Raw genomic sequence first — 21,986 nt, forward strand, 5'->3', positions numbered from 1 at the left:
CCCTTCCCGGATGACGGGCACGAAAAAGCCGCCGGCTGAGGGCGCGGCGGCTTCGTTCGGGCAGATTTCGTGAGCGTTCCTGATCTCTACACGATCAGCGTCACGCTGTCAAGATAATATTCCTACAACCTGGAGGCGCAAACTGCGAGAAAAAGTCAGGCTTGTTCCTTCTCGATCCATTTGTAGGTCGCGGCCGGAACGTAGTTCCCCATCCGGTCCAGCAGCGTCGCCGGCTCGGTATCGGTCATCGCCATGGCGCGATGGCTCTGCTTCAGGAAACCAGCCTCGACGGTCTGGTCGAGGAAGGTCGCCAGCGGATCGTAGAAACCCGCAACGTTGAGCAGGCCGAGCGGCTTGGCATGGATGCCGAGCTGTCCCCAGGTCCAGATCTCGAACAGCTCCTCGAAGGTGCCGATGCCGCCGGGCATCGCGATGAAGCCGTCCGAAAGCTCGGCCATCCGCGCCTTGCGGGTGTGCATGGTGTCGACCACCTCGAGCCAGGTCAGCCCGATATGGCCGACCTCCTTGTCCTTCAACGCCTTGGGAATGACACCGTGAACCTGGCCGCCCGCTTCCAGGGCCGCATTCGCGACGATGCCCATCAGCCCGACAGCACCGCCGCCATAGACCAGCGTCAGACCGCGCCGGGCGATCTCGCCGCCCATGGCGCGGGCGCCGGCTGCATAGACGGGATCAACGCCGGGATTGGAACCGCAGAAGACACAAACCGATCTCATGTACCAAGAGCCTGCAAGATACGGGCCCAGGAACGCTGGCCCTTGTGAAAGGAGGACAGATCGTATTTCTCGTTGGGCGAATGCACCCGGTCGTCGTCGAGGCCGAAGCCGACGAAGAGGGTATCGATGCCGAGCGTCCGCTTGAAATCGCCGCCGACGGGGATCGAGCCACCGCTGCCGATCGAAACCACGCGCCCACCCCATTCATCGGCGAGTGCCGTGCGCGCCTTCTGAAGCACAGGCGAATCGGTAGGCACCGCCAGCGCCGGCGAGCCGGAATGGCTGATGAACTCTGCCGAGACATCCTCCGGCAGCCGATCGCGGATGAACTGACGGAAGGCTTCGGCGATCTTCGCCGGGTCTTGGTCGCCAACGAGGCGGAAGGAAACCTTGGCCGAGGCCTTGCCGGGGATGACGGTCTTGCTGCCCTCCCCTGTGTATCCGCCCCAGATGCCGTTGACGTCGCAGGTCGGGCGGGACTGGATCTGCTCGATCAGCATGCGTCCTTTCTCGCCGATGGAATGCTTCAGCCCGACCTGCCCGAGGAACTCCTTCTCCGTCAGGTTGAGATCGGCCCACTCCGCCTTCTGGGCATTGGTCGGCTCGTGCACGCCTTCGTAGAAGCCGGGAACGGTGATGCGGCCGGCATCGTCGTGCAGCTCGCCGAGGATCTTCGTCAGCACATGGATCGGATTGCAGGCCGCGCCGCCGAACAGGCCGGAATGCAGATCGCGATCGGCAGCCGTCAGCGTCACCTCCTGATAGACCATGCCGCGCAGGGTCGAGGTGATCAGAGGCGTCTCGCGGTCCCACATGCCGGTGTCGCAGACCAGCGCGTAGTCGGCCTTCAGCTCGGCAGCATTGGCCTTGATGTAGCCGGGAAGGTTGACCGAGCCGGATTCCTCCTCGCCCTCGACCAGGATCGTCAGCCCGATCGCTAGGTCGCCGGTCTCAGCCAGCATCGCGCGCACGGCCTCGATGAAGGTCATCACCTGCCCCTTGTCGTCGCAGGCGCCGCGAGCCGAGATGACCTTGCGGCCGGGCTCCAGCTCGCGCACGGTCGGCTTGAACGGGTCGGTGTCCCACAGGCTCAGCGGGTCGACCGGCTGCACGTCATAATGCCCATAGAACAGCGCATGCGGCGCGCCCGGCTTCGGCCGATGGGCGAGGACGACGGGGTGTCCGCCGGTCTCGCGCAATTCCGCCTTGAAGCCGAGAGATTCAAGATCGGCCCTCAGCCATTCGGCAGCGGCGCGTGTCTGCGCATTGAACGCCGGATCGGTGCCGATCGAAGGGATTTCGAGCCAGGAAGACAGGCGTTCGAGGGAAGCGTCGAGCCCGGCGTCGAGACGGTCGAGAATAGCGGGGAGCTTGGTCATGGCAGCCATCGGAAGCGATTCAGGTGACGCCATCATGGCAAGAGCCCAAACCGGCGTCAGCCCACAATCGTGCATTGCCGCCCGGCCCGATCGTAACTCTAATTGACAACGCTTCGCAACTGCATTGACAGCATGCGGAACGGCGGCTACTTCTTATTGCAAACAAGTCGCAGCAAGGTCAGATCATGTCGCAAGGCGCCCCGGAATCCTCGTCGATCTGGCTACGATCGCGGGGCGAGCCCTCCCTGACGGATGTTTTTCGCACCATCAAGGTGACGCCGACCTCCTCGACCTGGCGAAAGTTCCTGGCCTTCTTCGGTCCGGGTTATCTCGTCGCCGTCGGCTATATGGACCCCGGCAACTGGGCAACCTCGCTCGCCGGCGGCGCCCAGTTCGGCTACACGCTGCTGGTCGTCGCCCTGGTCTCGAACCTGATGGCGATCATCCTGCAGTCGCTCTGCGCGCGGCTCGCCATCGCCACCGGCCGCGACCTCGCCCAGGCCTGCCGCGACGCCTATCCGCCCTACATGGCCTGGCCGCTCTGGCTGCTGGCCGAGCTCGCGATCTGCGCGACCGACCTCGCAGAAGTGATCGGCACCGCGATCGGCCTCAACCTCCTCTTCGGCATCCCGCTCGAGATCGGCGTTCTGATCACCGCCTTCGACGTCTTCATCATCTTGTGGCTGCAGACGCGCGGATTCCGGTGGATCGAGGCCTTCATCATCACGCTGCTCGGCGTCATCGCGCTGTGCTTCGGCATCCAGATCGCGCTCGCCGATCCGAACTGGGGCGAAGTGATCCGCGGCTTCGCGCCGACGACCGAGATCGTGACCAACCCGAACATGCTCTACATCGCGCTCGGCATCATCGGCGCGACGGTCATGCCGCATAATCTCTATCTCCATTCAGGGATCGTGCAGACCCGCGCCTACGGCCACACCCTGCCGGAGAAGCGCGAGGCTCTGAAGTTCGCGACGATCGACTCCACCGTGGCGCTCTGCTTCGCGCTGCTGATCAACGCGTCCATCCTGATCCTCGCCGCGGCGACCTTCTACAAGGCCGGCCACCACGACGTCGCCGAGCTCGGCAAGGCGCAGGAACTCCTGCAGCCGCTGCTCGGCGCCTCGATCGCGCCATCGCTCTTCGCAATCGCCCTGCTCTGCTGCGGCCTCAACTCGACCGTGACCGCGACCATGGCCGGGCAGATCGTGATGGAAGGCTTCCTGCGCATCCGCCTGCCGGCCTGGATGCGGCGGCTGGTGACGCGCCTCGTCGCGATCGTGCCGGCGATCGCGGTCACGCTGATCTATGGCGAGAGCCAGACGGCGAAACTGCTCATCCTGAGCCAGGTCGTGCTCAGCCTGCAGCTGCCTTTCGCGGTGGTGCCGCTGGTCATGTTCACCGCATCGAAGGGCAAGATGGGCGCTCTGGTGGCGCCGCGCTGGCTCAGCCTGACAGCGGGCTTCATCGCCGCGATCATCATCCTGCTGAACCTCAAGCTGCTGTTCGATCTCGCGACCGGAGCGTGACGGCGGAGACAGCGTTCCTATTAAAAACTCGTCATGCTCGGGCTTGGCCCGAGCATCTCCTGCCAAAAGAGGCTCCAGTGCCCTTTCGGGGCTGAGATTCTCGGGTCTGCGCTTCGCTTCGCCCGAGAATGGCGCCGGGGCTCAGCGCTTCCCGGACATCGAGCCGAGAATGCCGCGCAGGATCGCGTTACCGACCTGACGGCCGATCGAGGTCGCGGCCGAGCGCGCGGCCGAGGTGATGACCTTCTCTGCCATGCTCTGCGGCAACGGACCGCCACGCGAACCCGGCCCCGTCTTCGGGCGCGGCTGCGGAGCGCCGCCGCCGAGCCAGCCGCCGATCGTGTCGAGGATGCCGCCTCCCCCACCGGTGGACGCCTCGATGGACGAGCCGTCCGGATTGAGGTTCTTGCGCTTCATCAGCACTTCATAGGCCGACTCGCGGTCGATCATGGTGTCGTACTTGCCCTTCTCGGGCGAGGCATTGATCGCCTGCTGGCGCTGCTGCGGCGTGCATGGACCGACCTGCGCCATCGGCGGCGCGATCAGCGCGCGCTCGACCATTTCCGGCGAGCCCTTGCCTTCCAGCATCGAGATCAGCGCCTCGCCGACGGCGAGTTGGCTGATCGCCTCTTCCGTCTTGATCTTCGGGTTCTGGCGGAAGGTCTCGGCAGCGGCGCGCACGGCCTTCTGGTCGCGCGGCGTGAAAGCGCGCAGCGCGTGCTGGACACGGTTGCCGAGCTGGGCCAGCACCGTGTCGGGGATATCGAGCGGGTTCTGCGTGACGAAATAGACGCCGACGCCCTTGGAGCGGATCAGGCGAACGACCTGCTCGACCGCCGTCAGCAGCGCCTTGGGGGCGCCGTTGAAGAGCAGATGCGCCTCGTCGAAGAAGAAGACGAGCTTCGGCTTGTCGAGATCGCCGACCTCGGGAAGCTGCTCGAACAGCTCCGAGAGCAGCCAGAGCAGGAAGGTCGCGTAAAGCCGCGGATTGTTCATCAGCTTGTCGGCGGCGAGGATGTTGACGATGCCGCGGCCGTCGCGATCCGTCTTCATCAGGTCGTTGATGTCCAGAGCCGGCTCGCCGAAGAACAAATCGCCCTTCTGGTTCTCCAGTACCAGCAGCGCGCGCTGGATCGTGCCGACGGTCGCGGAGGTGACATTGCCGTATTTGGTGGTCAAGTCCTGCGCATTCTCGGCGATAAAGGTCAGGATCGCACGCAGATCCTTGAGATCGAGCAGCAGGAGCTTCTGCTCGTCGGCGATGCGGAAGGCGATGTTGAGCACGCCCTCCTGCGTGTCGTTGAGATCGAGCAGGCGCGCCAGCAGCAGCGGCCCCATCTCGGAGATCGTGGCGCGGACCGGGTGCCCCTGCTCGCCGAACACGTCCCAGAAGACGGTGGTGAACTGATCAGGCTCGTATTTCAGCCCGAGTTCCTTGGCCCGGTTGACGAAGGCCGGCTTGGAATCGCCCGGCGCCACGATGCCGGAGAGATCGCCCTTGATGTCGGCAGCGAAGACCGGGACGCCGTTGCGGGCGAAGCCCTCGGCCATGACCTGGAGCGTCACCGTCTTGCCGGTTCCGGTCGCGCCGGTCACGAGGCCGTGGCGATTGGCGAGCTTGAGCAGCAGGTTCTCCGGCTTGCCGCTCTTGCCGATCAGAATCGCGCCGTCATCCGCCATCACACCCGCCTATGAGATTTCCCAGAACGTCAGTGGAGGGTGTAACCAAACGACGCAGAAGGCGGAAGCCCAAGCCCGTTGGAATCAGATCGTAAATATGTAAACTATTTTTACTGGGCTTCGCGGCGAAGCCGTTTGGCGAGGGGATTGGGACCATGGAAGAATTGCTCACGCGAGTGGCCGCTGCGGCCGGCATCAACGAGGAACTCGCCCGCAAGGCGGTCGGCATCATCCTCGCTTTCCTGCAGAAGGAAGGCCCGGCGACCGAGATCGGCCAGCTGATGGCTGCCCTGCCGGGCGCGCAGGCGCTCGCGGATGCCGAAGGAGGCGCCAAGGGCGGCATGCTCGGCGCGATCGGCGGGCTGATGGGCGGTGGCGGCGGCGTGATGGCGCTCGGCGGCCAGCTCATGGGCGCGGGCCTCTCGATGGGCCAGATCCAGAGCGTGTCCAAGGAAATGTTTGCCGTCGGCCGCGAGAAGGCCGGCGAGGACGCGATGGGCGCGATCGTGGGCGCCATTCCGGGGCTCGGCCAGTTCGTCTGATCCCGATCGATATTTTTGCGCCGTCGCGACGCCGTCCTTGTGCGGCATAGCGGCGGCGTTTTGTATCCCCTTCGTATTTCTGCACCTGCCCTGCGACGAAGTAGGGATGGCGGTGCGCGCCCGCCCATGGCAATCAGCGCTCCACGGCTGCACATTGTGCGGAAGAGGAGCATCGGCGCGCATGAACTCGGCTGCCCCATCCGACCTTCCCTACCTCGACGCCTTCCCGGCGCCGTCGCATGACGTTTGGCGTGCGGCGGTCGACAAGGTTCTGAAGGGTGCGGATTTCGAGAAACGGCTGGTCGGCCGCACCGCTGATGGCATCCGCATCGAGCCGCTCTACCCCGCTGCCTCCCCCACCGCGCGGGCCTTGCGCGCCGAAGCCGGGCGCTGGCATGTCGCCGCGCGGCTCGACCATCCCGCGCCGAAGGAAGCCCAGGCGCTTGCGCTCGCCGATCTGGAAGGCGGCGCCGACACGCTGACGATCAGCTTTGCGGGCGCGCCGGCGGCACGCGGCTATGGCCTCGTCGCCGATGATGTCGCAACTCTCGATGCCGCGCTCGACGGCGCGATGCTCGATCTCATCCAGCTGCGGCTCGACCCTGCCCCGGAGGGCCGCATCAACGCCTTGCTGCTGGCGGCGCTGATCGAGAAGCGGGGCCATGCGCCGGCCGAACTTGCCATGGATTTCGGCCTCGACCCGATCGGCGTCTTCGCCGGCCTCGGATCGCTCGCCGTCTCCTGGTCGGAGGTCGGGCGCCGCCTCACTGAGACCATCCGCGCTCTCAAGGACCGCGGCTTCTCCGGCCCGTTCATCACTGTCGACAGCCGCCCCTATCACGAGGCCGGCGCCAGCGAGGCGCAGGAACTCGGCGCAGCGCTTGCCACCGCGGTTGCCTATCTGCGCACGCTCGAAGCGCAGGGATTTTCACTGGCAGAGGCGCGCGACACCCTCTCCTTCACGCTTGTCGCCGACACCGACGAGTTTCTGACGGTCGCGAAATTCCGGGCTGCCCGGCTGCTCTGGAACCGTATCCAGCAGGCGTGCGGGCTGACCCCGAAGCCGGCGCGAATCCATGCGGAGACGGCCTGGCGTTCGCTGACCAGGCGCGATCCCCATGTCAATCTGCTGCGCGGCACGGTCGCAGCCTTCTCGGCCGGAGTCGGCGGGGCGGATTCGCTGACCGTCCAGCCCTTCACCGCCGCGCGCGGTCTGGCCGACGCCTTCGCGCGCCGCGTCGCGCGCAACACGCAGTTGATCCTGCTCGAAGAGAGCAATCTCTGGCGCGTCGCCGATCCGGCGGCTGGCGCCGGCGGCTTCGAGGCGTTGACGCAGGCACTTTGCGAGAAGGCCTGGCAAGCCTTCCAGGAGATCGAGCGGCAGAGCAGCGGCGATCTGCGCGGCATCGTCGCCGGGCTCGCCAACGGTTCCGTCCAGAAGACGCTCGCCGAGCAGAGGACAGCGCGCACGAAGGCGATCGCCACCCGCCGGGAGCCGATCACCGGCACCAGCGAGTTCCCCAATATCGGCGAGGGCGTGGTGACCGTGCTGGAAGTCGCGCCGGTCGTCCGCGGAGAACGACGTCCTCCCGGCAGCCTCGCCGAGCGCAACCAGGGCGAAATCATACGCTCCTTCGTCGGCGGAGCCGGCCGGGCCGATGCCCGGATCGCGCCCGGCGCGGCCCTGCACGCGGATGCGCTGCCCTCGCTCAGATTGTCGGAGCCGTTCGAGGCTCTGCGCGACAAGGCCGATGCCCTGCCGCAACGCCCGGTCGTCTTCCTGGCGACGCTCGGCTCTATCGCCGACTTCACCGCGCGTGCCGGCTTTGCCCGCAACCTGTTCGAGGCCGGCGGCCTTGCCGCGCCGAGCGGCGACGGCTTCGCCACCGACGGCGCCACCGATCTCGACGCGCTGGTCGGGGCCTTCCGCGCCTCGGATGCGAAGCTCGCCTGCCTGTGCGGCTCGGACCCGGCCTATGCCGCAGAAGGCGCTGCCGCGACCGAAGCGCTCGCCGCGGCCGGTGCCACGGTCTGGCTCGCCGGCCGCCCCGCCGACAGCGAAGCTTTGAACAAGGCCGGCGTATCCTCGTTCATCTTCATGGGTTGCGATGTGGTCGAGGCGCTCGAACACGCGCAGGCCATCGCAAGGGCCTGATCGGAGACATGAGTTTGACTGCCATCGCCCTCACCATCGCCGGCTCGGATTCGAGCGGCGGCGCCGGCATACAGGCCGATCTGAAGACCTTCGCGGCGCATCAGGTCTATGGCGCCAGCGTCATCGTCGCGCTGACGGCGCAGAATACGAAGGGCGTCAGCGCCATCCATGCCGTGCCGCGCGACTTCGTCGCCCAGCAGATGGACGCCGTCTTCGAGGATCTCGATGTCGGCGCGGTCAAGATCGGCATGCTGGCGACGGCAGAGCTGATCGAGACAGTTGCAGCCGGCCTGAAGCGCCACGGCGCCAAGAATGTCGTGCTCGATCCCGTCATGATCGCGGCTTCCGGCGCGCGGCTGCTGGAGGCGTCGGCGGTCGAGGCGATCCGCAAGCACCTCTTTCCGCTCGCGACGCTGATCACCCCGAACCTGCCCGAAGCTGCCGCCCTGCTCGGCACCAGCCCAGCCGAGACCGATGTGGCGATGGACGAGCAGGCCGAGAAGCTCGCCGCACTTGGTGCAGCCAATGTGCTGGTCAAGGGCGGGCACGGCACCGGCAACGTCAGCAGCGATCTCCTGTTGCTCGCTGGCGGCGCGCGCCAGCGCTTCAATGCGCCACGTGTCGCGACCCGCAACACGCATGGCACCGGCTGCACCTTGTCCTCTGCGATCACCGCCAATCTCGCCAAGGGGCTGGCGCTGCCGGAGGCTGTCGGTCACGCCAAGACCTATATTTCCGCCGCCATCGCCGCCGCTGACGAGGTCGCGGTTGGCCACGGCCACGGACCGGTGCATCATTTCCATCACTGGTGGGACAGAACGGACGGGAGCCAGCCATGACCGCGATCCCGGATTTCACGAAGCTCGCCTTCGCCGACACCCGGACGGCGGCATCTGCAGACTTAACGGCGGCCGAACCCTGGATGACACCGGAAGATATTCCGGTGAAGCCGCTCTATACGGCCGCTGACCGCGAAGGGCTGCCCTTCGTCGAGACGCTTCCGGGTATCGCGCCCTATCTGCGCGGCCCCTACCCGACGATGTACGTCAACCAGCCCTGGACGATCCGGCAATATGCCGGCTTCTCCACGGCCGAGGATTCGAACGCCTTCTACCGGCGCAACCTCGCCGCCGGGCAGAAAGGCCTCTCGGTCGCCTTCGACCTCGCCACCCACCGCGGCTATGACAGCGACCATCCGCGCGTCGCTGGCGATGTCGGCATGGCAGGCGTCGCGATCGATTCGATCTACGACATGCGCACGCTGTTCTCCGGCATCCCGCTCGACCAGATGAGCGTGTCGATGACGATGAACGGCGCTGTCCTGCCGGTGCTGGCGCTCTATATCGTCGCGGCCGAGGAACAGGGCGTGCCGCAGGCCAAGCTCTCGGGGACCATCCAGAACGACATCCTCAAGGAGTTCATGGTCCGCAACACCTATATCTATCCGCCTTCGCCCTCGATGCGGATCATCGGCGACATCTTCGCCTTCACCTCGGCGAACATGCCGAAATTCAACTCGATCTCGATCTCCGGCTACCACATGCAGGAGGCGGGAGCGACGCAGGACCTGGAGCTCGGCTACACGCTCGCCGATGGCGTCGAGTACATCCGCGCCGGGCAGCGGGCCGGACTTTCGGTCGATGTCTTCGCGCCGCGCCTGTCGTTCTTCTGGGCGATCGGCATGAACTTCTTCATGGAAGTCGCCAAGATGCGCGCCGCCCGGCTGATCTGGGCGAAGCTCGTCAAGGACTTCGGCGCGCAGAACGAGAAGTCCCTGCCGCTGCGCACACATTGTCAGACCTCGGGCTGGTCGCTGACGGCGCAGGACGTGTTCAACAACGTGCCGCGCACGATGATCGAGGCGATGGCGGCGACGCAGGGGCACACCCAGTCCCTGCACACCAACGCGCTCGACGAGGCGCTGGCGCTGCCGACCGATTTCTCGGCCCGCATCGCCCGCAACACCCAGATCCTGTTGCAGCAGGAGAGCGGCACGACCCGGATCATCGATCCCTGGGGCGGCTCCTATTATGTCGAACGGCTCACCGCGGAACTCGCCGAGAAGGCCTGGGGCCATATCCGGGAAGTCGAGGCGCTCGGCGGCATGGCGAAGGCGATCGAGGCCGGTATCCCGAAGCTCAGAATCGAGGAAGCTGCCGCCAAGACCCAGGCACGCATCGACGGCGGCCAGCAGGCGATCATCGGCGTCAACTGCTTCAAGCCGGAGAATGAGGCTTCCATCGAGGTGCTCAAGGTCAACAACGCCTCGGTGCGCGCCCAGCAGCTCGACAAGCTGAAGCGCCTCAAGGCCGAACGTGACGAAACCGAGGTGCAGGCTGCCCTAGCTGCGCTCACCGATGGCGCGGCCGGCAATGCCAATCTGCTCGACCTCGCGGTCAAAGCGGCGCGCGCCAAGGCCACTGTCGGCGAGATTTCCATGGCCATGGAGAAGGTGTTCGGGCGCCACAGGGCCGAGATCAAGGCGATCTCGGGGGTCTACAAACGGGAGGTCGGCGAGATGAACCCAGCCGTCACGCGGGTCCAGCTGATGTGCGGGGCTTTCGAGGAGGCCGATGGGCGCCGCCCCCGCATCCTCGTTGCCAAGATGGGGCAGGACGGGCACGACCGGGGCCAGAAAGTGATCGCCTCGGCCTTCGCCGATCTCGGCTTCGACGTCGATATCGGGCCGCTCTTCGCGACGCCCGACGAGGCGGCGCGCCAGGCGGTCGAGAACGACGTCCACATTGTCGGCGTGTCCTCGCTGGCGGCAGGGCATCTCACCCTGGTGCCGGAGCTGAAGGCGGCGCTCGCCAAAGCGGGGCGGCCCGACATCATGATCGTGGTCGGCGGCGTCATCCCGCCGCAGGATTTCGACGCGCTGATCGAGGCCGGTGCCTCGGCGATCTTCCCGCCCGGCACCGTCATCGCCGACGCCGCCGAGAAGCTTCTGGAAGAGCTGAACCAACGGCTGGGCTACGCCCAGCGCACGGTCGCTGCCGAATAACGAAAAGGCGGGCGCTGCCTTCAGACCGCGCCCGCCCCATGGTCACAGCCGGCGTGGCGACACTTACCGCCAGCCGTAACCATAGCCGTAGCGTGGCGGAGGCGGCCGCATGCCGTAACCGTCGTAGTAGCGGTGCCAGCGGCGCTGGCCCCAGAAGCCATGGACGGCGGGCGGCGCGGGCCGCCAATCGGCGCCATAAGCCGGGCGCTCATAGGCGGATTCGTAACGGCCGCCGAAAGCCTGGGCGTTTCCTGCTCCGGCGAAGGTAGAAGCGGCGAGCACGATGCCGCCCAGTGCGAAGGCCGCCAAACCGGTGCGGGCGCGATTGCGGAACATGGTCCCTGTCCTGTCTCGCGGCGGGGAGAATTCCCCTGCCGTGAGAGGGACATTCGCAAAACCCGGCTGAACGGGCTTTGAGGACGCCGTTCAGCCGCCGTTTAACTGCCGGAAAGCTGCTCACGCTTCAGCAGCAGCGAAGCGGCGATCACGACGATGGCGACAGCCCCGATCATGATCGTGCAGGCGGCATTGATCTCGGGCGAGACGCCGAGCTTGACCGCCGAGTAGAGCCGCATCGGCAAAGTGGTCGCGCCGGGACCGGTCGTGAAGCTCGCGACGACGAGGTCGTCGAGCGAGAGCGTGAAGGCGAGCATCCAGGCCGCCGCCACCGCTGGCCAAATCAGCGGCAGGGTCACCGTCCAGAAGGTGACGAAGGGCGTGGCGCCGAGATCCTGCGCCGCCTCCTCCAGCGAGCGGTCGAAGCCGGCGAGCCGCGATTGCACGACGATACAGGCGAAGCCGAGACCGAAGGTCGCGTGGGCGATCGTGACGGTCCAGAAGCCGCGCTCGGCATCGACGGCTACAAAGAGCAGCAGCAGCGACAGGCCCGTCACCACCTCGGGCATGACAAGCGGTGCCAGCACCATGCCGGAGAACAAGGTGCGCCCCATGAAACGGCCATGGCGGGCGAGAGCCAGTGCCGCGAGCGTGCCGAGAATGGTCGCCAGCGTCGCCGAGACGACGCCGAGGCGGATCGAAAGCCAGGCAGCATCGAGCAGCGGCTCATTCTGCATCAAGGCGCCGTACCAATGCGTCGAGAAGCCACCCCAGACCGTCACCAGCCGCGAGGCGTTGAAGGAATAGGCGACGAGCGTCAGGATCGGCAGGTAGAGGAAGGCGAAGCCGACGATCAGCGCGAGGATCAACCCGGGGCCGAGCCGGCTCATGCCGCCATCTCCCGTCGCAGCCGCGCCCGCTGAAGCAGGACGAGCGGCAGCACCAGCACGACGAGCAACACCACCGCAACCGCCGAGGCCAGTGGCCAGTCGCGGTTCGAGAAGAACTCGCTCCAGAGCACCTTGCCGATCATCACGGTGTCGGGGCCGCCGAGCAGGTCGGGGATGACGAACTCGCCCACCGCGGGGATGAAGACCAGCGCGGAGCCGGCGAGGATACCGGGCAGCGAGAGCGGCAACGTCACCGTGAAGAAGGCTTTGACGGGCGTTGCACCGAGATCGGCCGCCGCTTCGAGCAAGCCGCGATCAAGTTTTTCCAGCGTGGCGAAGAGCGGCAGCACCATAAATGGCAGGTAGGAATAGACCATGCCGAGCAGCACGGCCGTCTCGGTGTTGAGCAGGCGCAGCGGCTCGGTTTCGAAGCCGAGGAAAGCAAGCGCAGCGTCGAGCAGCCCGTCCGGCCTGAGGATGCCGATCCAGGCGTAGACGCGGATCAGGAACGACGTCCAGAACGGCAGGATGACGAAGACGAGCAGGAGACCGCGCCAGCGCGACGGCGCCGAGGCCATTGCATAAGCGAGCGGATAGCCGATCGCGAGGGCGAAGAGCGTGGTCAGCGCCGCGATGCGCAGGGAATAGAGATAGCTCTGCCAATAGAGCGGGTCGTCGCCGAGCAGCTTGAAATTCTCGAAATCGAGCTGCGACAGGAACGCGCCGAGCTGCGCCAGCCCCTCGAAATGCGGCGCATAGGGCGGCAGCGCCGTCGCCGCCTGCGAGAAAGCCATGCGCAACACGATGGCGAAGGGCGCGAGGAAGAACAGCGCCAGCCAGAGATAAGGCACGGCGACGACGAGGCGTCGAAGCCGCTGCAGCGAAGCGACCGCGCTCATGATGTCACTGCGCCGTCGTGCTCGGGCTTGCCCCGAGGATCTGGCGACAAGAGAGGCTCCAGCGCCTCCTTCTGCCAGAGATTATCGGGTCTGCGCTTCGCTCCGCCCGAGAATGACGCCCCTGCCCCAGCGCACCTCATGGCGGCAGCACCACGCCGGCCTCGACATCCCAGGAGAGCCAGACCTTGTCGTCCCAGGCGAAGGGCCGCGCCATGCGCCGTGTCCTGTTGGCGAGCGCGACCTTGACGAGCTGACCGCCCTCCCCTTGAGCGTTTTGCCCGCCGAGCATCACCTGGATCATGGTGAAGTCGCCGAGATAGCCGATATCCCAGATCTCGCCAGCGACCTTGTTGACCGCCTGGCCCGGTTCGTCATGGGCGATTTCGATTTTCTCGGGCCGGATGCCGATGACGAGCGGTTCGCCCGGCTTCAGGGCCGGCGCGTCCTCGTCGAGCTCGACGGTGCCGACATGTGGCACCTCGGCGCGGACCAGTTCGCCCTCGACGGCGGCGATCCTGCCTTCGAAAATGTTGATGTCGCCAACGAACTCCGCGACATGCCGGTTGGCCGGCGCCTCGTAGATCACGTCGGGCGGGCCAATTTGGACGAGCTTGCCGTGGTCCATCACCGCCATGCGGTCGGCCATTGTCATGGCCTCGTCCTGGTCGTGAGTGACGACCATGAAGGTCAGGCCGAGCTCGCTCTGCAAATCCATCAGCTCGAACTGGGTCTGCTCGCGCAGCTTCTTGTCGAGCGCCGCCATCGGCTCGTCGAGCAGCAGCAGTTTTGGCCGCTTGGCGAGCGAGCGGGCGAGTGCAACGCGCTGGCGCTGGCCGCCGGAGAGTTGATGCGGCTTGCGCCCGCCGAGGCCGGAGAGCTTGACCAGCGCCAGCATCTCCTCGACGCGCCGGTCGATCTCGGCGCGCGGCAGCCCCTCGCGCTTCAGCCCATAAGCAATGTTACCCGCCACGCTGAGATGCGGGAACAGCGCATAGGACTGGAACATCATGTTGATAGGCCGCAGATGCGGCGGGATGCCGGTGATGTCCTGCCCGGCGAGCAGGATCGTGCCCGCATCCGGCGTCTCGAAGCCGGCGAGCATGCGCATCAGCGTGGTCTTGCCGCAGCCGGACGGACCGAGCAGCGCAAAGAACTCGCGGGGATATAGCGCGAGCGAGAGGTCGCCCACCGCCGTGACGTCGCCAAAGCGCTTGGTCACGCCCCGGAACTCCACCAGCGGCTTCGCCGCCGGGTCGTTCCAGGGCTGGAAGGCCCGGCGCACGCTGCCGGGCGAGGTCTTCTTCATGGGGCTCGCGACCTGTCCGAAGCCGGTCACTTGCCGGTCTTGACGCGCGTCCAGAGCCGGTTCACCAGCCGCTGCGCCTTCTGGTCATAGGGCGTGATCGTATAGAGCCGCGCCATCACCGCATCCGACGGGTAAATGCCGGGGTTGTCGCGCACCGCGGCCGAGAGCAGCGGCTTCGAGGCGATGTTGCCGTTGGCGTACTGGATGAAGTCAGAGTTCTTCGCGGCCATCTCCGGCCGGTTGACGAAGTCGATGAACTTCAGCGCCCCGTCGACATTGCGGGCATCCTTCGGGATCACGAAGGAGTCGAACCACATCAGCGCGCCCTCCTTCGGGATGTAATAGGCGATCTGGACGCCGTTCTTGGCCTCCTCGGCGCGCTTCTTGGCCTGGAGGATGTCGCCGGAATAGCCGACGGCCAGGCAGATATCGCCGTTCGCCAGCGCGTTGATATATTCCGAGGAATGGAACTTCTGGATGTGCGGGCGGATCTTGCGCAGGAGCTCGCCGGCCTTGTTGAGATCGGCCTCGTTCTTCGAGTCGGGGTCGAGCCCGAGATAGCGCAGCGCCGCCGGGAACATCTCCTCGACTGCATCGAGCACATGGACGCCGCAGTTGGAGAGCTTCTTGAGTTGCTCGGGCTCGAAGACGATCTTCCAGCTGTCGATCACCGCGTCGGGGCCGAGGCGTTCCTTGATCTTGGCGGTGTTGTAGCCGATCCCCGTAGTGCCCCACATGTAGTTCACGGCGTATTTGTTGCCGGGATCGTATTTCGACAGACGGGTCTGGATTTCCGGCCAGAGATTCCTGAGGTTCGGCGCCTTGTCCTTGTCGATCGGCTGGTAGAGGCCGAGCGGGATGTGGCGCGGCAGGAACGACGCGGTGACGACGATCAGGTCGTAGCCGGTCTTGCCGGCCAGAAGCTTGGTCTCGACCGTCTCCATCTGGTCGAAGGTGTCGTAGACGACGGTGATGCCGGTTTCCTTCTTGAAGGCATCAAGCACCTCCGGATCGACATAGTCAGACCAGTTGAAGATGCGCAGCTGCTTCTCCTGCGCGGCCGCCGGTGCGGCGAGAAGTCCCAGCCCGATCGCGCAGGCGGCAATAGCCTCGGCCAATCGCTTCGTCGTCTTACCCAATCTGCCCCTCCATCAAGCTCAGGCGCGCGCACGCTACCAGCTTTCCCCCCGGCATCAACCGGCTTCAGGCGCCCCCCCCGATGCGCGCGCGCAGCCCCGGGTTGCCAAGAGGCCCTGCAGCATGTCCGCGCGGGGTGACGCAAGCGTGATCGGCGAAGTTCTTGCCGGCTTTTGCCGCTCTGCACATACCGTGCCGGATGCGCTTCCTCCGCCGCTTCCTGCTTTTCTTCGCCCTCGCCTTCCTGCTGCCGCTCGCGACCCATGCGGGCTGGTGGATCTGGCAGACGCATGCTCCCGACTGGCGGCGGGCCGACTGGACGAGCGCGAGGCTTTTGCCCGCCGCCGCGGTCGAGCCTGAAGCGACGGTGCATCTCTTCGCCGCGCGCGTCGGGCGCTGGCGCGGAATCTTCGCGCATCATTCCTGGATCGTGGTGAAGGAGCGCGGCGCGAGCGCCTATACGCGCTTCGACGTCGTCGGCTGGGGCATGCCGGTTCGGATCAACCATCGCGACGCCGATGGCCGCTGGTTCGGCAATATGCCGGAACTCGTCGCCGAAGTCCGCGGCGATGCCGCCGAACGGCTGATTCCGCGCATTCGGGCGGCGGTTGCGAGCTACGCCTATTCGAGCCCGGACAGCTATCTCGCCTGGCCGGGACCGAATTCGAACAGCTTCGTCCAGCACGTTTTGTCGGAGGTGCCGGAACTCCGGCAGGCGCTGCCGCCGACAGCCATCGGCAAGGACTGGCGCGCCGACGGGCTGTTCGCCGGCCTTACCGCCAGCAGGACGGGCATCCAGGCCTCGGCCTATGGGATTGCGGGCGTCACGGTGGGCTGGGTCGAGGGCATCGAGATCAACATCCTCGGCCTCGTCGCCGGGTTCGACCTGCGCAGCCCGGCGCTGAAGCTGCCGGGCTGGGGGCGGATCGGGGTTTGAAGCCGGTCGTCATTCTCGGGTGAAGCGAAGCGCAGACCCGAGAATCTCCCGCCGGAGAGGGCACTGGTTTCCAGGATGCTCGGGTCAAGCCCGAGCATGACGCACCTTCTCTCAAACAGCCTCGAAAGCCTGCGCCAGATCGGAGATCAGGTCCTCGATGTTCTCGATGCCGACCGAGATGCGGATCAGCGCGTCGGTCAGGCCGATCTCCTCACGCAGCTCCCTGGCGACGCCGGAATGGGTCATCGCCGCCGGATGCGAGACCAGCGTCTCGGTGCCGCCGAGGCTGACGGCGAGCTTCATGATCTGGAGGTTGTCGAGGAGCGCGAAGGCTTCCTTCTCTCCGCCCTTGACGTCGAAGGCGAAAGTCGAGCCCGCGGCGCTGCACTGCCGGTCGAAGACGGCCTTGCGCGGATCGCTGTCCTTGAGGTTGCCGAGATAGTGGACCTTAGCCACCTTCGGGTGGTTTTCGAGGTACTCCGCCACCAGCTTGGCGTTCTCGTTGGCGCGGCTCATGCGGATATCCAGCGTCTCCAGCGAGCGCATCAGCATCCAGCAGGAGTTCGGGTCTGCTTGCGTGCCGAGCGAGCCGCGCCAAGCCTTCACCTGCCGCACCAGCGCCTCGGAACCGCTGATCGAGCCGCCGACGAGATCGGAATGGCCGCCGACATATTTCGTCAGCGAAAGCAGAGTGAGGTCGGCGCCGAGGTTGAGTGGCTTCTGGTATTTCGGGCCGAGCAGGGTGTTGTCGACGACGACCGGTGGACGGTGGCCCTGCGACTTCTCCAGCTCGTCGGCGATCGTCTTGCAGGCGGCGAGATCGACGAGGCCGTTGGTCGGATTGGCGGGGGTTTCGACCAGGATCATCGCGACGCGGCCCTTGGCGGCTGCCGCCTTGGCAACCTCCCGCATCTGCGCGATATCGAGCCCGTCGGTGAAGCCGAACGGCGTGATGCCGAAGGCGCCCATCTGGTTTTTGAGCAGGGTTTCCGTGCCGCCATAGAGCGGACGGGAATGGAGGATCGTGTCACCCGGACGCAGGAAGGCGAAGCAGGTCGTGGCGATCGCGGCCATGCCGGAGGCGAAGACGGCGCATTTCTCGGCCTCGTCCCAGATCGCCAGGCGATCCTCGAGAATCTCCATGTTGGGATGGTTGAAGCGTGAATAGACCAGCCCCGGCTTCTCGCCGGGCTTCGGCTGGCGCCGCCCCGAGGTGAAGTCGAAGAAGTCCTTGCCCTGCTGGGCGTTCTCGAAAACGAAGGTCGAGGTCAGGAAGACCGGCGGCTTGAGCGAACCTTCCGACATGGCCGGCGAATAGCCGAAGCCCATCATCAGCGTCTCCGGATGGAGCTTTCGGTTGGCGATCCGGTCCTTGTGATAGCTATCCCCGCTCATGAGCTGTCTCCCTTTTTTCCGGCCGCGCCGCTGAATCGCTGCCGTTGAGAATAATCTCATCAGAGCGCCATTGCTTGGTCGATGAAGCTCACCGTAAACTCACGATTGCAGCTTCCTGCTCACAAACCTGCACAGCGGAGCATATCATGCTCGACACGATCGATCGTCGGATTCTCTCGGTGCTCCGCGAGGACGGGCGGATCACCAATCAGGATCTCTCGCAGCGGGTCGGGCTGTCGCCGACGCCCTGCCTGCGCCGGCTCAAGCGGCTGGAGGAGACCGGCGTCATCCAGGGTTATACGGCGGTCGTCGACCCCAAGGCTTATGGCCTGCCCTTCAGCGTCTTCGTCTCGGTGCGTCTCACCCAGCAGAACCAGGAGCAGATCGCCGAATTCGAGAAGGCCGTCGAAAGCTGGAGCGAAGTCGCCGAATGCTACCTCATGACCGGCTCGCAGGACTATCTGCTGCGCGTCGTCACCGACGGCATCGAAGGCTATGAGCGCTTCCTCAAGCAGAAGGCGACGCGGCTGAAATGCATCCAGTCGGTCGAATCCAACTTCGCGCTCGCGACGATCAAGAAGCGTTCGGGCCTGCCGCCGATCTAGGGTCTGGCCTCGTCAGGCGCCGCGATCCATGGCGCGGCGCACGACCTGAGTGACCTCGCTGTTCGACAGGAACAGGTCGTGGCGCAGCATGCTCCAGCCGCGGCCGGACGTATCCGCGACGCGCACGCCCAGCGCGTCGAGGCGCGAGCGGTCGGCAGCGCCCGCGCGTGCAACGCCGCCGGCGATGCGCGCCGAGACCGCAAGCGCCCGGTCGCCGGGATCGATGATTACGGTCATGCGCTGCGCCAGCGGTCCGAGCTTCTTCACCGTCTGCTCGAAGGCGTCGATGTCGACATCGGGCGAAGCCAGCACGACGGAGCCGATCCGGGCATAGACATCCTGGGAATCGCGCAATTCGCGTAGGCCTTCCAGGGTCAGGAAGGTCCCCATCGAGTGGGCGACGATGTGGATGCGCCCGACCGTCGGGTTGGCGACGAGCGCCTGCAGGCTCTGGACGAAGCCGTCGCGCGACCAGAGCGCGCTCTCGCGGTCATAGGCGTAGTCGAACAGCTTGCCGCCGGACGGCCAAGTGAAGAGCGCGGTGCGGCCCTGGAATTCGAGCGAATGCGAGAGCTGGCCGGCGCTGCGCGCGGCCGTTTCGAAGGTTTCGTTGAAGCCGTGGACATAGAGCAGCACGTCGCGGCCATTGGCGGCATCCGAGAAGGCGCGCGGGGCGTCGTTGGTCACCTCGCGGCCGACGCCGAGCACAGCCCAGTCGCCACTGACGGCGGAGGAAACACGTCCGGATATTCCCCTCCCCGGCGCCGACAGGCGCACCTCGGCGAAGGTCAGCGGCCCGCGATCGGTGCCGAAATAGGGCGCGGCATTGCCGACCGACCTGCGCGTCGTCATGACCAGCAGGCGCGGATCCTTGCCGAGCGCCGAGCTATCGGCGCGCTCCGGCTCGGCGAAGGGCGAGACGCTCGCCTCGCTCTGGGCGCAGGCGGCAAGCCCGAGGGGCAGGAACGCGGCGAGCGCCAGCGAGCGGCATGAAAAGTCGCGCCTCGTGACAGGCATGGCGGCAGGCATCCAAGATCGATCGTGAGAGGCCGAATGGCCAACCGGGCCTTAAGGGCAGGCTAACGCGGCCAGAATGGGGCGGCCCTGCGGCCTGGCTGCGGGGATCGCCGACCGTTGCAGCGATGTGACATCATTGCCCGCCGGAGAGGATCGTTACCGGTGCGGTCACGACCAACCCGACGGTCGAGCCCACCGTGCCGACGACGCCGCCGGCGATGTCGCCGATCCGGTCGCCGAATTGCTGCCCGGCGAAGCCGATGCCCTTATCCTGCCGCAGCCGCTCGCCGATGAGCCGTACCACCTTGGGCGAGGAAGCGAACTTGGCGTGGTTCAGGCTGTCGCCCGAGGCCACCTCCGAGATGTCGATGATCCGCACGCCGAGCTTTTCCAGCTCCGCGATGATCTCGGTATCCTTCGCAGAGACGGAGCCGAGCCGGGTCTTGTCGCCTGCGAAGCGGCGCGAGAAGTCGAGCGCCTTGTCGTCGGCCGATACGAAGACGGTGACGGGCCGACGGATCTGCGCCATCTGCGTCTTGAAGACATCGAGATCGACATCGGGCGCGGCCAGCATGACGTCGCGCAGCTTGCCGCCGAAGGCCCCGTCGCCGCGGATCGCGGCCTGGCGCAACGTCTCCAGCGTCAGCAGCGTGCCCATGGAATGAGCGAGAATATCCATGCGTGTGGAGCCGAGATCGCGCGGGATGCCGCGCAGACTGGCCTCGAGGAAGTCGCGCGAGTAGTAGGCGCTCTCGCGGTCATAGGGATAGGCGAGGAGTTCGCCGCGCGAGGGCCAGGAGAACAGCACCGGCACACCCTTGAAGCCGGAATCATAGACGATCTGGGCGAAGCGGTAGGCCGCATCGGCGAAATTCGTGTTGTAGCCGTGGACGAAGACGAGCACGTCGCGCTGATCGACCGGCCGGCTCTGGAGTTCCTTGCGCACATCCGAGATCACGGGCGCTAGGTCGAGCCGCTGGACATAAGTCGCGGTGAAATACTTGGCCGGATCGCCCGGCCCCGAGCTCGGCAGCTCCAGATTGCCGGGCTTGTGGCTGCGCGGCACGGTGATGTCGAGCCGCGCGAAGGAGAGCTTCGGCGAACGCTCGCCATTGAAATAGACCGGCTGCGCCGAGGGCTCGCGCGTCGTCGCGACATAGATTTCGACCGTGCCGGCGATGTCGGCCGCAGGCGCCTGGCTCAATTCAAGCGTGCGTGGCGTCGAGCAGCCCGCAAGGACCAGCGGCAGCAACAACGCCAAAACAACACCGCGAAACCGCACCGCCACTCCAATCATCGCTCAGTCGTCTCACCGGATGCGCCGATCTTCAAGATGCGTGCATGACACAGTGATGAAGCAACTGGCGCACGGCGAACTCCTTGTCCCCCTCGGCGGCACCTTGCTAACTGGCGTCATGGCCCACCGCACGCCCACCGCCGACTCGCTCGGCGCCGCGCTTCTCGCCGGCGAACGCGCCGCCCTGGCCCGCGCGATCACGCTCGCGGAATCGCGCCGCGCCGACCATCGCGAGCAGGCGCAGGCGCTGATCCAGCGGCTGTTGCCCCATACCGGGCGTGCCATCCGCGTCGGCATCACCGGCGTTCCCGGGGTCGGCAAATCGACGACGATCGACGCGCTCGGCAGTCACCTCACGGCCAAGGGGCACAAGGTGGCGGTGCTGGCGGTCGACCCCTCCTCCACCCGCACCGGCGGGTCGATTCTCGGTGACAAAACCCGGATGGCACGTCTCTCCGTCGATCCGAACGCCTATATTCGGCCATCGCCCTCCTCCGGCACGCTCGGCGGCGTCGCGGCCAAGACGCGCGAGACGATGCTGCTCTGCGAGGCGGCAGGGTTCGACATCATCCTGGTCGAGACGGTCGGCGTGGGGCAGTCCGAAACGGCGGTGGCCGATCTCACCGACTTCTTCCTGGTGCTGATGCTGCCCAATGCCGGCGACGAACTGCAGGGCATCAAGAAGGGCATCATCGAGCTCGCCGACATGATCGCGGTCAACAAGGCCGACGGGGCCGGAGCAACTGCGGCCCGCGCGGCAGCGGCGCAGTACAGGGCCGCACTTCATATCCTGGCGCCCACATCGACCCTGTGGAGCACGCCCGTGGTGACGATCTCCGGCCTGACCGGCGAAGGGCTCGACGCGCTCTGGACCAGGATCGAGGATCATCGCGCCCGCTTCGAAGCCAAGGGCCTGATCACCGAGAAGCGGCGGCGCCAGAACGTCAAATGGATGTGGGCGATGGTGCAGGATCGGCTGCAGGCCAAGCTCAGGCACGACCCTGCGCTGAAGGCGCGCGCGCCGGAACTGGAGGCTGCGGTCTCATCCGGCAAGCTCGCTCCGACGCTTGCCGCCGAGGAGATCGCCCGCGCGCTCGGGCTCTAGCCGACGCCAGCCGCATCTTGCTTGTTCTGCGCGGCG

General features: G+C 66.2%; 19 protein-coding genes. 8 read left to right on the top strand and 11 right to left on the bottom strand.

The genetic code is table 11. From position 1 onward, the window contains the following. Positions 1 to 155: 155 nt before the first annotated feature. Together AC1DDA_RS04325 and AC1DDA_RS04330 are read right to left on the bottom strand one after the other, a co-directional pair. Positions 156 to 737, bottom strand: coding sequence for an LOG family protein (locus AC1DDA_RS04325; RefSeq protein WP_476794780.1), 582 nt, complete (start codon positions 735 to 737; stop codon positions 156 to 158). Continuing rightward, entirely contained in the window at positions 734 to 2,116 is a 1,383-nt protein-coding gene (locus tag AC1DDA_RS04330; RefSeq protein ID WP_476794781.1) for a M20/M25/M40 family metallo-hydrolase, read from the bottom strand. Before AC1DDA_RS04330 ends, AC1DDA_RS04325 begins: the two co-directional genes overlap by 4 nt. Before the next feature lie 185 nt (positions 2,117 to 2,301). On the opposite strand from AC1DDA_RS04330, the gene AC1DDA_RS04335 reads away from it, so the two are divergent. Then, positions 2,302 to 3,645, top strand: a complete 1,344-nt coding sequence (locus tag AC1DDA_RS04335; RefSeq protein ID WP_441511124.1) for an Nramp family divalent metal transporter — start codon at positions 2,302 to 2,304, stop codon at positions 3,643 to 3,645. Positions 3,646 to 3,786: 141 nt separating this feature from the next. Here AC1DDA_RS04335 and AC1DDA_RS04340 read toward each other — a convergent pair whose 3' ends face one another. Then, the gene (locus AC1DDA_RS04340; RefSeq protein WP_476794782.1) at positions 3,787 to 5,325 is read right to left on the bottom strand and encodes a helicase HerA-like domain-containing protein; all 1,539 of its coding nucleotides are present in this window, start codon (positions 5,323 to 5,325) and stop codon (positions 3,787 to 3,789) included. 155 nt (positions 5,326 to 5,480) lie between these two features. On the opposite strand from AC1DDA_RS04340, the gene AC1DDA_RS04345 reads away from it, so the two are divergent. From AC1DDA_RS04345 to scpA, 4 genes are all read left to right on the top strand, one after another. Continuing rightward, positions 5,481 to 5,867, top strand: coding sequence for a DUF2267 domain-containing protein (locus tag AC1DDA_RS04345; RefSeq protein ID WP_149130337.1), 387 nt, complete (start codon positions 5,481 to 5,483; stop codon positions 5,865 to 5,867). A 181-nt stretch (positions 5,868 to 6,048) separates the two neighbouring features. Then, the gene (locus AC1DDA_RS04350) at positions 6,049 to 8,022 is read left to right on the top strand and encodes a methylmalonyl-CoA mutase subunit beta (RefSeq protein WP_476794783.1); all 1,974 of its coding nucleotides are present in this window, start codon (positions 6,049 to 6,051) and stop codon (positions 8,020 to 8,022) included. A gap of 14 nt (positions 8,023 to 8,036) precedes the next feature. Continuing rightward, the gene (gene thiD, locus AC1DDA_RS04355; RefSeq protein ID WP_476795122.1) at positions 8,037 to 8,861 is read left to right on the top strand and encodes a bifunctional hydroxymethylpyrimidine kinase/phosphomethylpyrimidine kinase; all 825 of its coding nucleotides are present in this window, start codon (positions 8,037 to 8,039) and stop codon (positions 8,859 to 8,861) included. Continuing rightward, entirely contained in the window at positions 8,858 to 11,026 is a 2,169-nt protein-coding gene (gene scpA, locus AC1DDA_RS04360; protein ID WP_476794784.1) for a methylmalonyl-CoA mutase, read from the top strand. The genes thiD and scpA overlap by 4 nt, the downstream gene beginning before the upstream one ends. A gap of 63 nt (positions 11,027 to 11,089) precedes the next feature. Here scpA and AC1DDA_RS04365 read toward each other — a convergent pair whose 3' ends face one another. From AC1DDA_RS04365 to AC1DDA_RS04385, 5 genes are all read right to left on the bottom strand, one after another. After that, a complete protein-coding gene (locus AC1DDA_RS04365) occupies positions 11,090 to 11,362 on the bottom strand; it encodes a hypothetical protein (protein WP_476794785.1) in 273 nt (90 codons plus the stop codon). Positions 11,363 to 11,463: 101 nt separating this feature from the next. Next, on the bottom strand, positions 11,464 to 12,252 hold the full coding sequence (locus AC1DDA_RS04370; RefSeq protein ID WP_476794786.1) for an ABC transporter permease: 789 nt from the start codon (positions 12,250 to 12,252) through the stop codon (positions 11,464 to 11,466). Continuing rightward, positions 12,249 to 13,151 carry an ABC transporter permease subunit gene (locus AC1DDA_RS04375; RefSeq protein ID WP_476794787.1) on the bottom strand — a complete coding sequence of 301 codons (903 nt, stop codon included), beginning with the start codon at positions 13,149 to 13,151 and terminating at the stop codon, positions 12,249 to 12,251. Before AC1DDA_RS04375 ends, AC1DDA_RS04370 begins: the two co-directional genes overlap by 4 nt. 136 nt (positions 13,152 to 13,287) lie before the next feature. Then, positions 13,288 to 14,457 (bottom strand): ABC transporter ATP-binding protein, encoded by a 1,170-nt coding sequence (locus tag AC1DDA_RS04380; RefSeq protein ID WP_476794788.1) that lies wholly within the window; start codon positions 14,455 to 14,457, stop codon positions 13,288 to 13,290. 26 nt (positions 14,458 to 14,483) lie between these two features. Then, entirely contained in the window at positions 14,484 to 15,596 is a 1,113-nt protein-coding gene (locus AC1DDA_RS04385) for a polyamine ABC transporter substrate-binding protein (RefSeq protein ID WP_476794789.1), read from the bottom strand. A gap of 197 nt (positions 15,597 to 15,793) precedes the next feature. Between AC1DDA_RS04385 and AC1DDA_RS04390 the strand changes: the two genes are divergently transcribed. Further along, positions 15,794 to 16,531, top strand: a complete 738-nt coding sequence (locus AC1DDA_RS04390) for a DUF3750 domain-containing protein (protein ID WP_476794790.1) — start codon at positions 15,794 to 15,796, stop codon at positions 16,529 to 16,531. A gap of 111 nt (positions 16,532 to 16,642) precedes the next feature. Here the strand turns inward: AC1DDA_RS04390 and AC1DDA_RS04395 are convergent, their stop codons facing one another. Next, positions 16,643 to 17,926 carry a cystathionine gamma-synthase family protein gene (locus tag AC1DDA_RS04395; protein WP_476794791.1) on the bottom strand — a complete coding sequence of 428 codons (1,284 nt, stop codon included), beginning with the start codon at positions 17,924 to 17,926 and terminating at the stop codon, positions 16,643 to 16,645. A 146-nt stretch (positions 17,927 to 18,072) separates the two neighbouring features. Between AC1DDA_RS04395 and AC1DDA_RS04400 the strand changes: the two genes are divergently transcribed. After that, positions 18,073 to 18,531, top strand: coding sequence for an Lrp/AsnC family transcriptional regulator (locus tag AC1DDA_RS04400; protein WP_149130346.1), 459 nt, complete (start codon positions 18,073 to 18,075; stop codon positions 18,529 to 18,531). 12 nt (positions 18,532 to 18,543) lie between these two features. Here AC1DDA_RS04400 and AC1DDA_RS04405 read toward each other — a convergent pair whose 3' ends face one another. Both AC1DDA_RS04405 and AC1DDA_RS04410 read right to left on the bottom strand, forming a co-directional pair. After that, positions 18,544 to 19,548, bottom strand: coding sequence for an alpha/beta hydrolase (locus AC1DDA_RS04405; RefSeq protein WP_441511113.1), 1,005 nt, complete (start codon positions 19,546 to 19,548; stop codon positions 18,544 to 18,546). A 133-nt stretch (positions 19,549 to 19,681) separates the two neighbouring features. Continuing rightward, a complete protein-coding gene (locus AC1DDA_RS04410; RefSeq protein WP_441511112.1) occupies positions 19,682 to 20,830 on the bottom strand; it encodes an alpha/beta hydrolase in 1,149 nt (382 codons plus the stop codon). A gap of 133 nt (positions 20,831 to 20,963) precedes the next feature. Between AC1DDA_RS04410 and meaB the strand changes: the two genes are divergently transcribed. Continuing rightward, positions 20,964 to 21,950 carry a methylmalonyl Co-A mutase-associated GTPase MeaB gene (gene meaB / locus AC1DDA_RS04415; protein WP_476795123.1) on the top strand — a complete coding sequence of 329 codons (987 nt, stop codon included), beginning with the start codon at positions 20,964 to 20,966 and terminating at the stop codon, positions 21,948 to 21,950. The last annotated feature ends 36 nt before the right edge of the window (positions 21,951 to 21,986 follow it).

This window comes from Allobosea sp. 10N428, assembly GCF_056394545.1.

What these genes read in the sequence shown, in the direction of transcription:
- AC1DDA_RS04325 (WP_476794780.1), bottom strand. Translation starts at nt 737, where the DNA reads ATGAGATCGGTTTGTGTCTTCTGCGGTTCCAATCCCGGCGTTGATCCC.
- AC1DDA_RS04330 (WP_476794781.1), bottom strand. Translation starts at nt 2,116, where the DNA reads ATGACCAAGCTCCCCGCTATTCTCGACCGTCTCGACGCCGGGCTCGAC.
- AC1DDA_RS04335 (WP_441511124.1), top strand. Translation starts at nt 2,302, where the DNA reads ATGTCGCAAGGCGCCCCGGAATCCTCGTCGATCTGGCTACGATCGCGG.
- AC1DDA_RS04340 (WP_476794782.1), bottom strand. Translation starts at nt 5,325, where the DNA reads ATGGCGGATGACGGCGCGATTCTGATCGGCAAGAGCGGCAAGCCGGAG.
- AC1DDA_RS04345 (WP_149130337.1), top strand. Translation starts at nt 5,481, where the DNA reads ATGGAAGAATTGCTCACGCGAGTGGCCGCTGCGGCCGGCATCAACGAG.
- AC1DDA_RS04350 (WP_476794783.1), top strand. Translation starts at nt 6,049, where the DNA reads ATGAACTCGGCTGCCCCATCCGACCTTCCCTACCTCGACGCCTTCCCG.
- scpA (WP_476794784.1), top strand. Translation starts at nt 8,858, where the DNA reads ATGACCGCGATCCCGGATTTCACGAAGCTCGCCTTCGCCGACACCCGG.
- AC1DDA_RS04365 (WP_476794785.1), bottom strand. Translation starts at nt 11,362, where the DNA reads ATGTTCCGCAATCGCGCCCGCACCGGTTTGGCGGCCTTCGCACTGGGC.
- AC1DDA_RS04370 (WP_476794786.1), bottom strand. Translation starts at nt 12,252, where the DNA reads ATGAGCCGGCTCGGCCCCGGGTTGATCCTCGCGCTGATCGTCGGCTTC.
- AC1DDA_RS04375 (WP_476794787.1), bottom strand. Translation starts at nt 13,151, where the DNA reads ATGAGCGCGGTCGCTTCGCTGCAGCGGCTTCGACGCCTCGTCGTCGCC.
- AC1DDA_RS04380 (WP_476794788.1), bottom strand. Translation starts at nt 14,457, where the DNA reads ATGAAGAAGACCTCGCCCGGCAGCGTGCGCCGGGCCTTCCAGCCCTGG.
- AC1DDA_RS04390 (WP_476794790.1), top strand. Translation starts at nt 15,794, where the DNA reads ATGCGCTTCCTCCGCCGCTTCCTGCTTTTCTTCGCCCTCGCCTTCCTG.
- AC1DDA_RS04395 (WP_476794791.1), bottom strand. Translation starts at nt 17,926, where the DNA reads ATGAGCGGGGATAGCTATCACAAGGACCGGATCGCCAACCGAAAGCTC.
- AC1DDA_RS04400 (WP_149130346.1), top strand. Translation starts at nt 18,073, where the DNA reads ATGCTCGACACGATCGATCGTCGGATTCTCTCGGTGCTCCGCGAGGAC.
- AC1DDA_RS04405 (WP_441511113.1), bottom strand. Translation starts at nt 19,548, where the DNA reads ATGCCTGTCACGAGGCGCGACTTTTCATGCCGCTCGCTGGCGCTCGCC.
- meaB (WP_476795123.1), top strand. Translation starts at nt 20,964, where the DNA reads ATGGCCCACCGCACGCCCACCGCCGACTCGCTCGGCGCCGCGCTTCTC.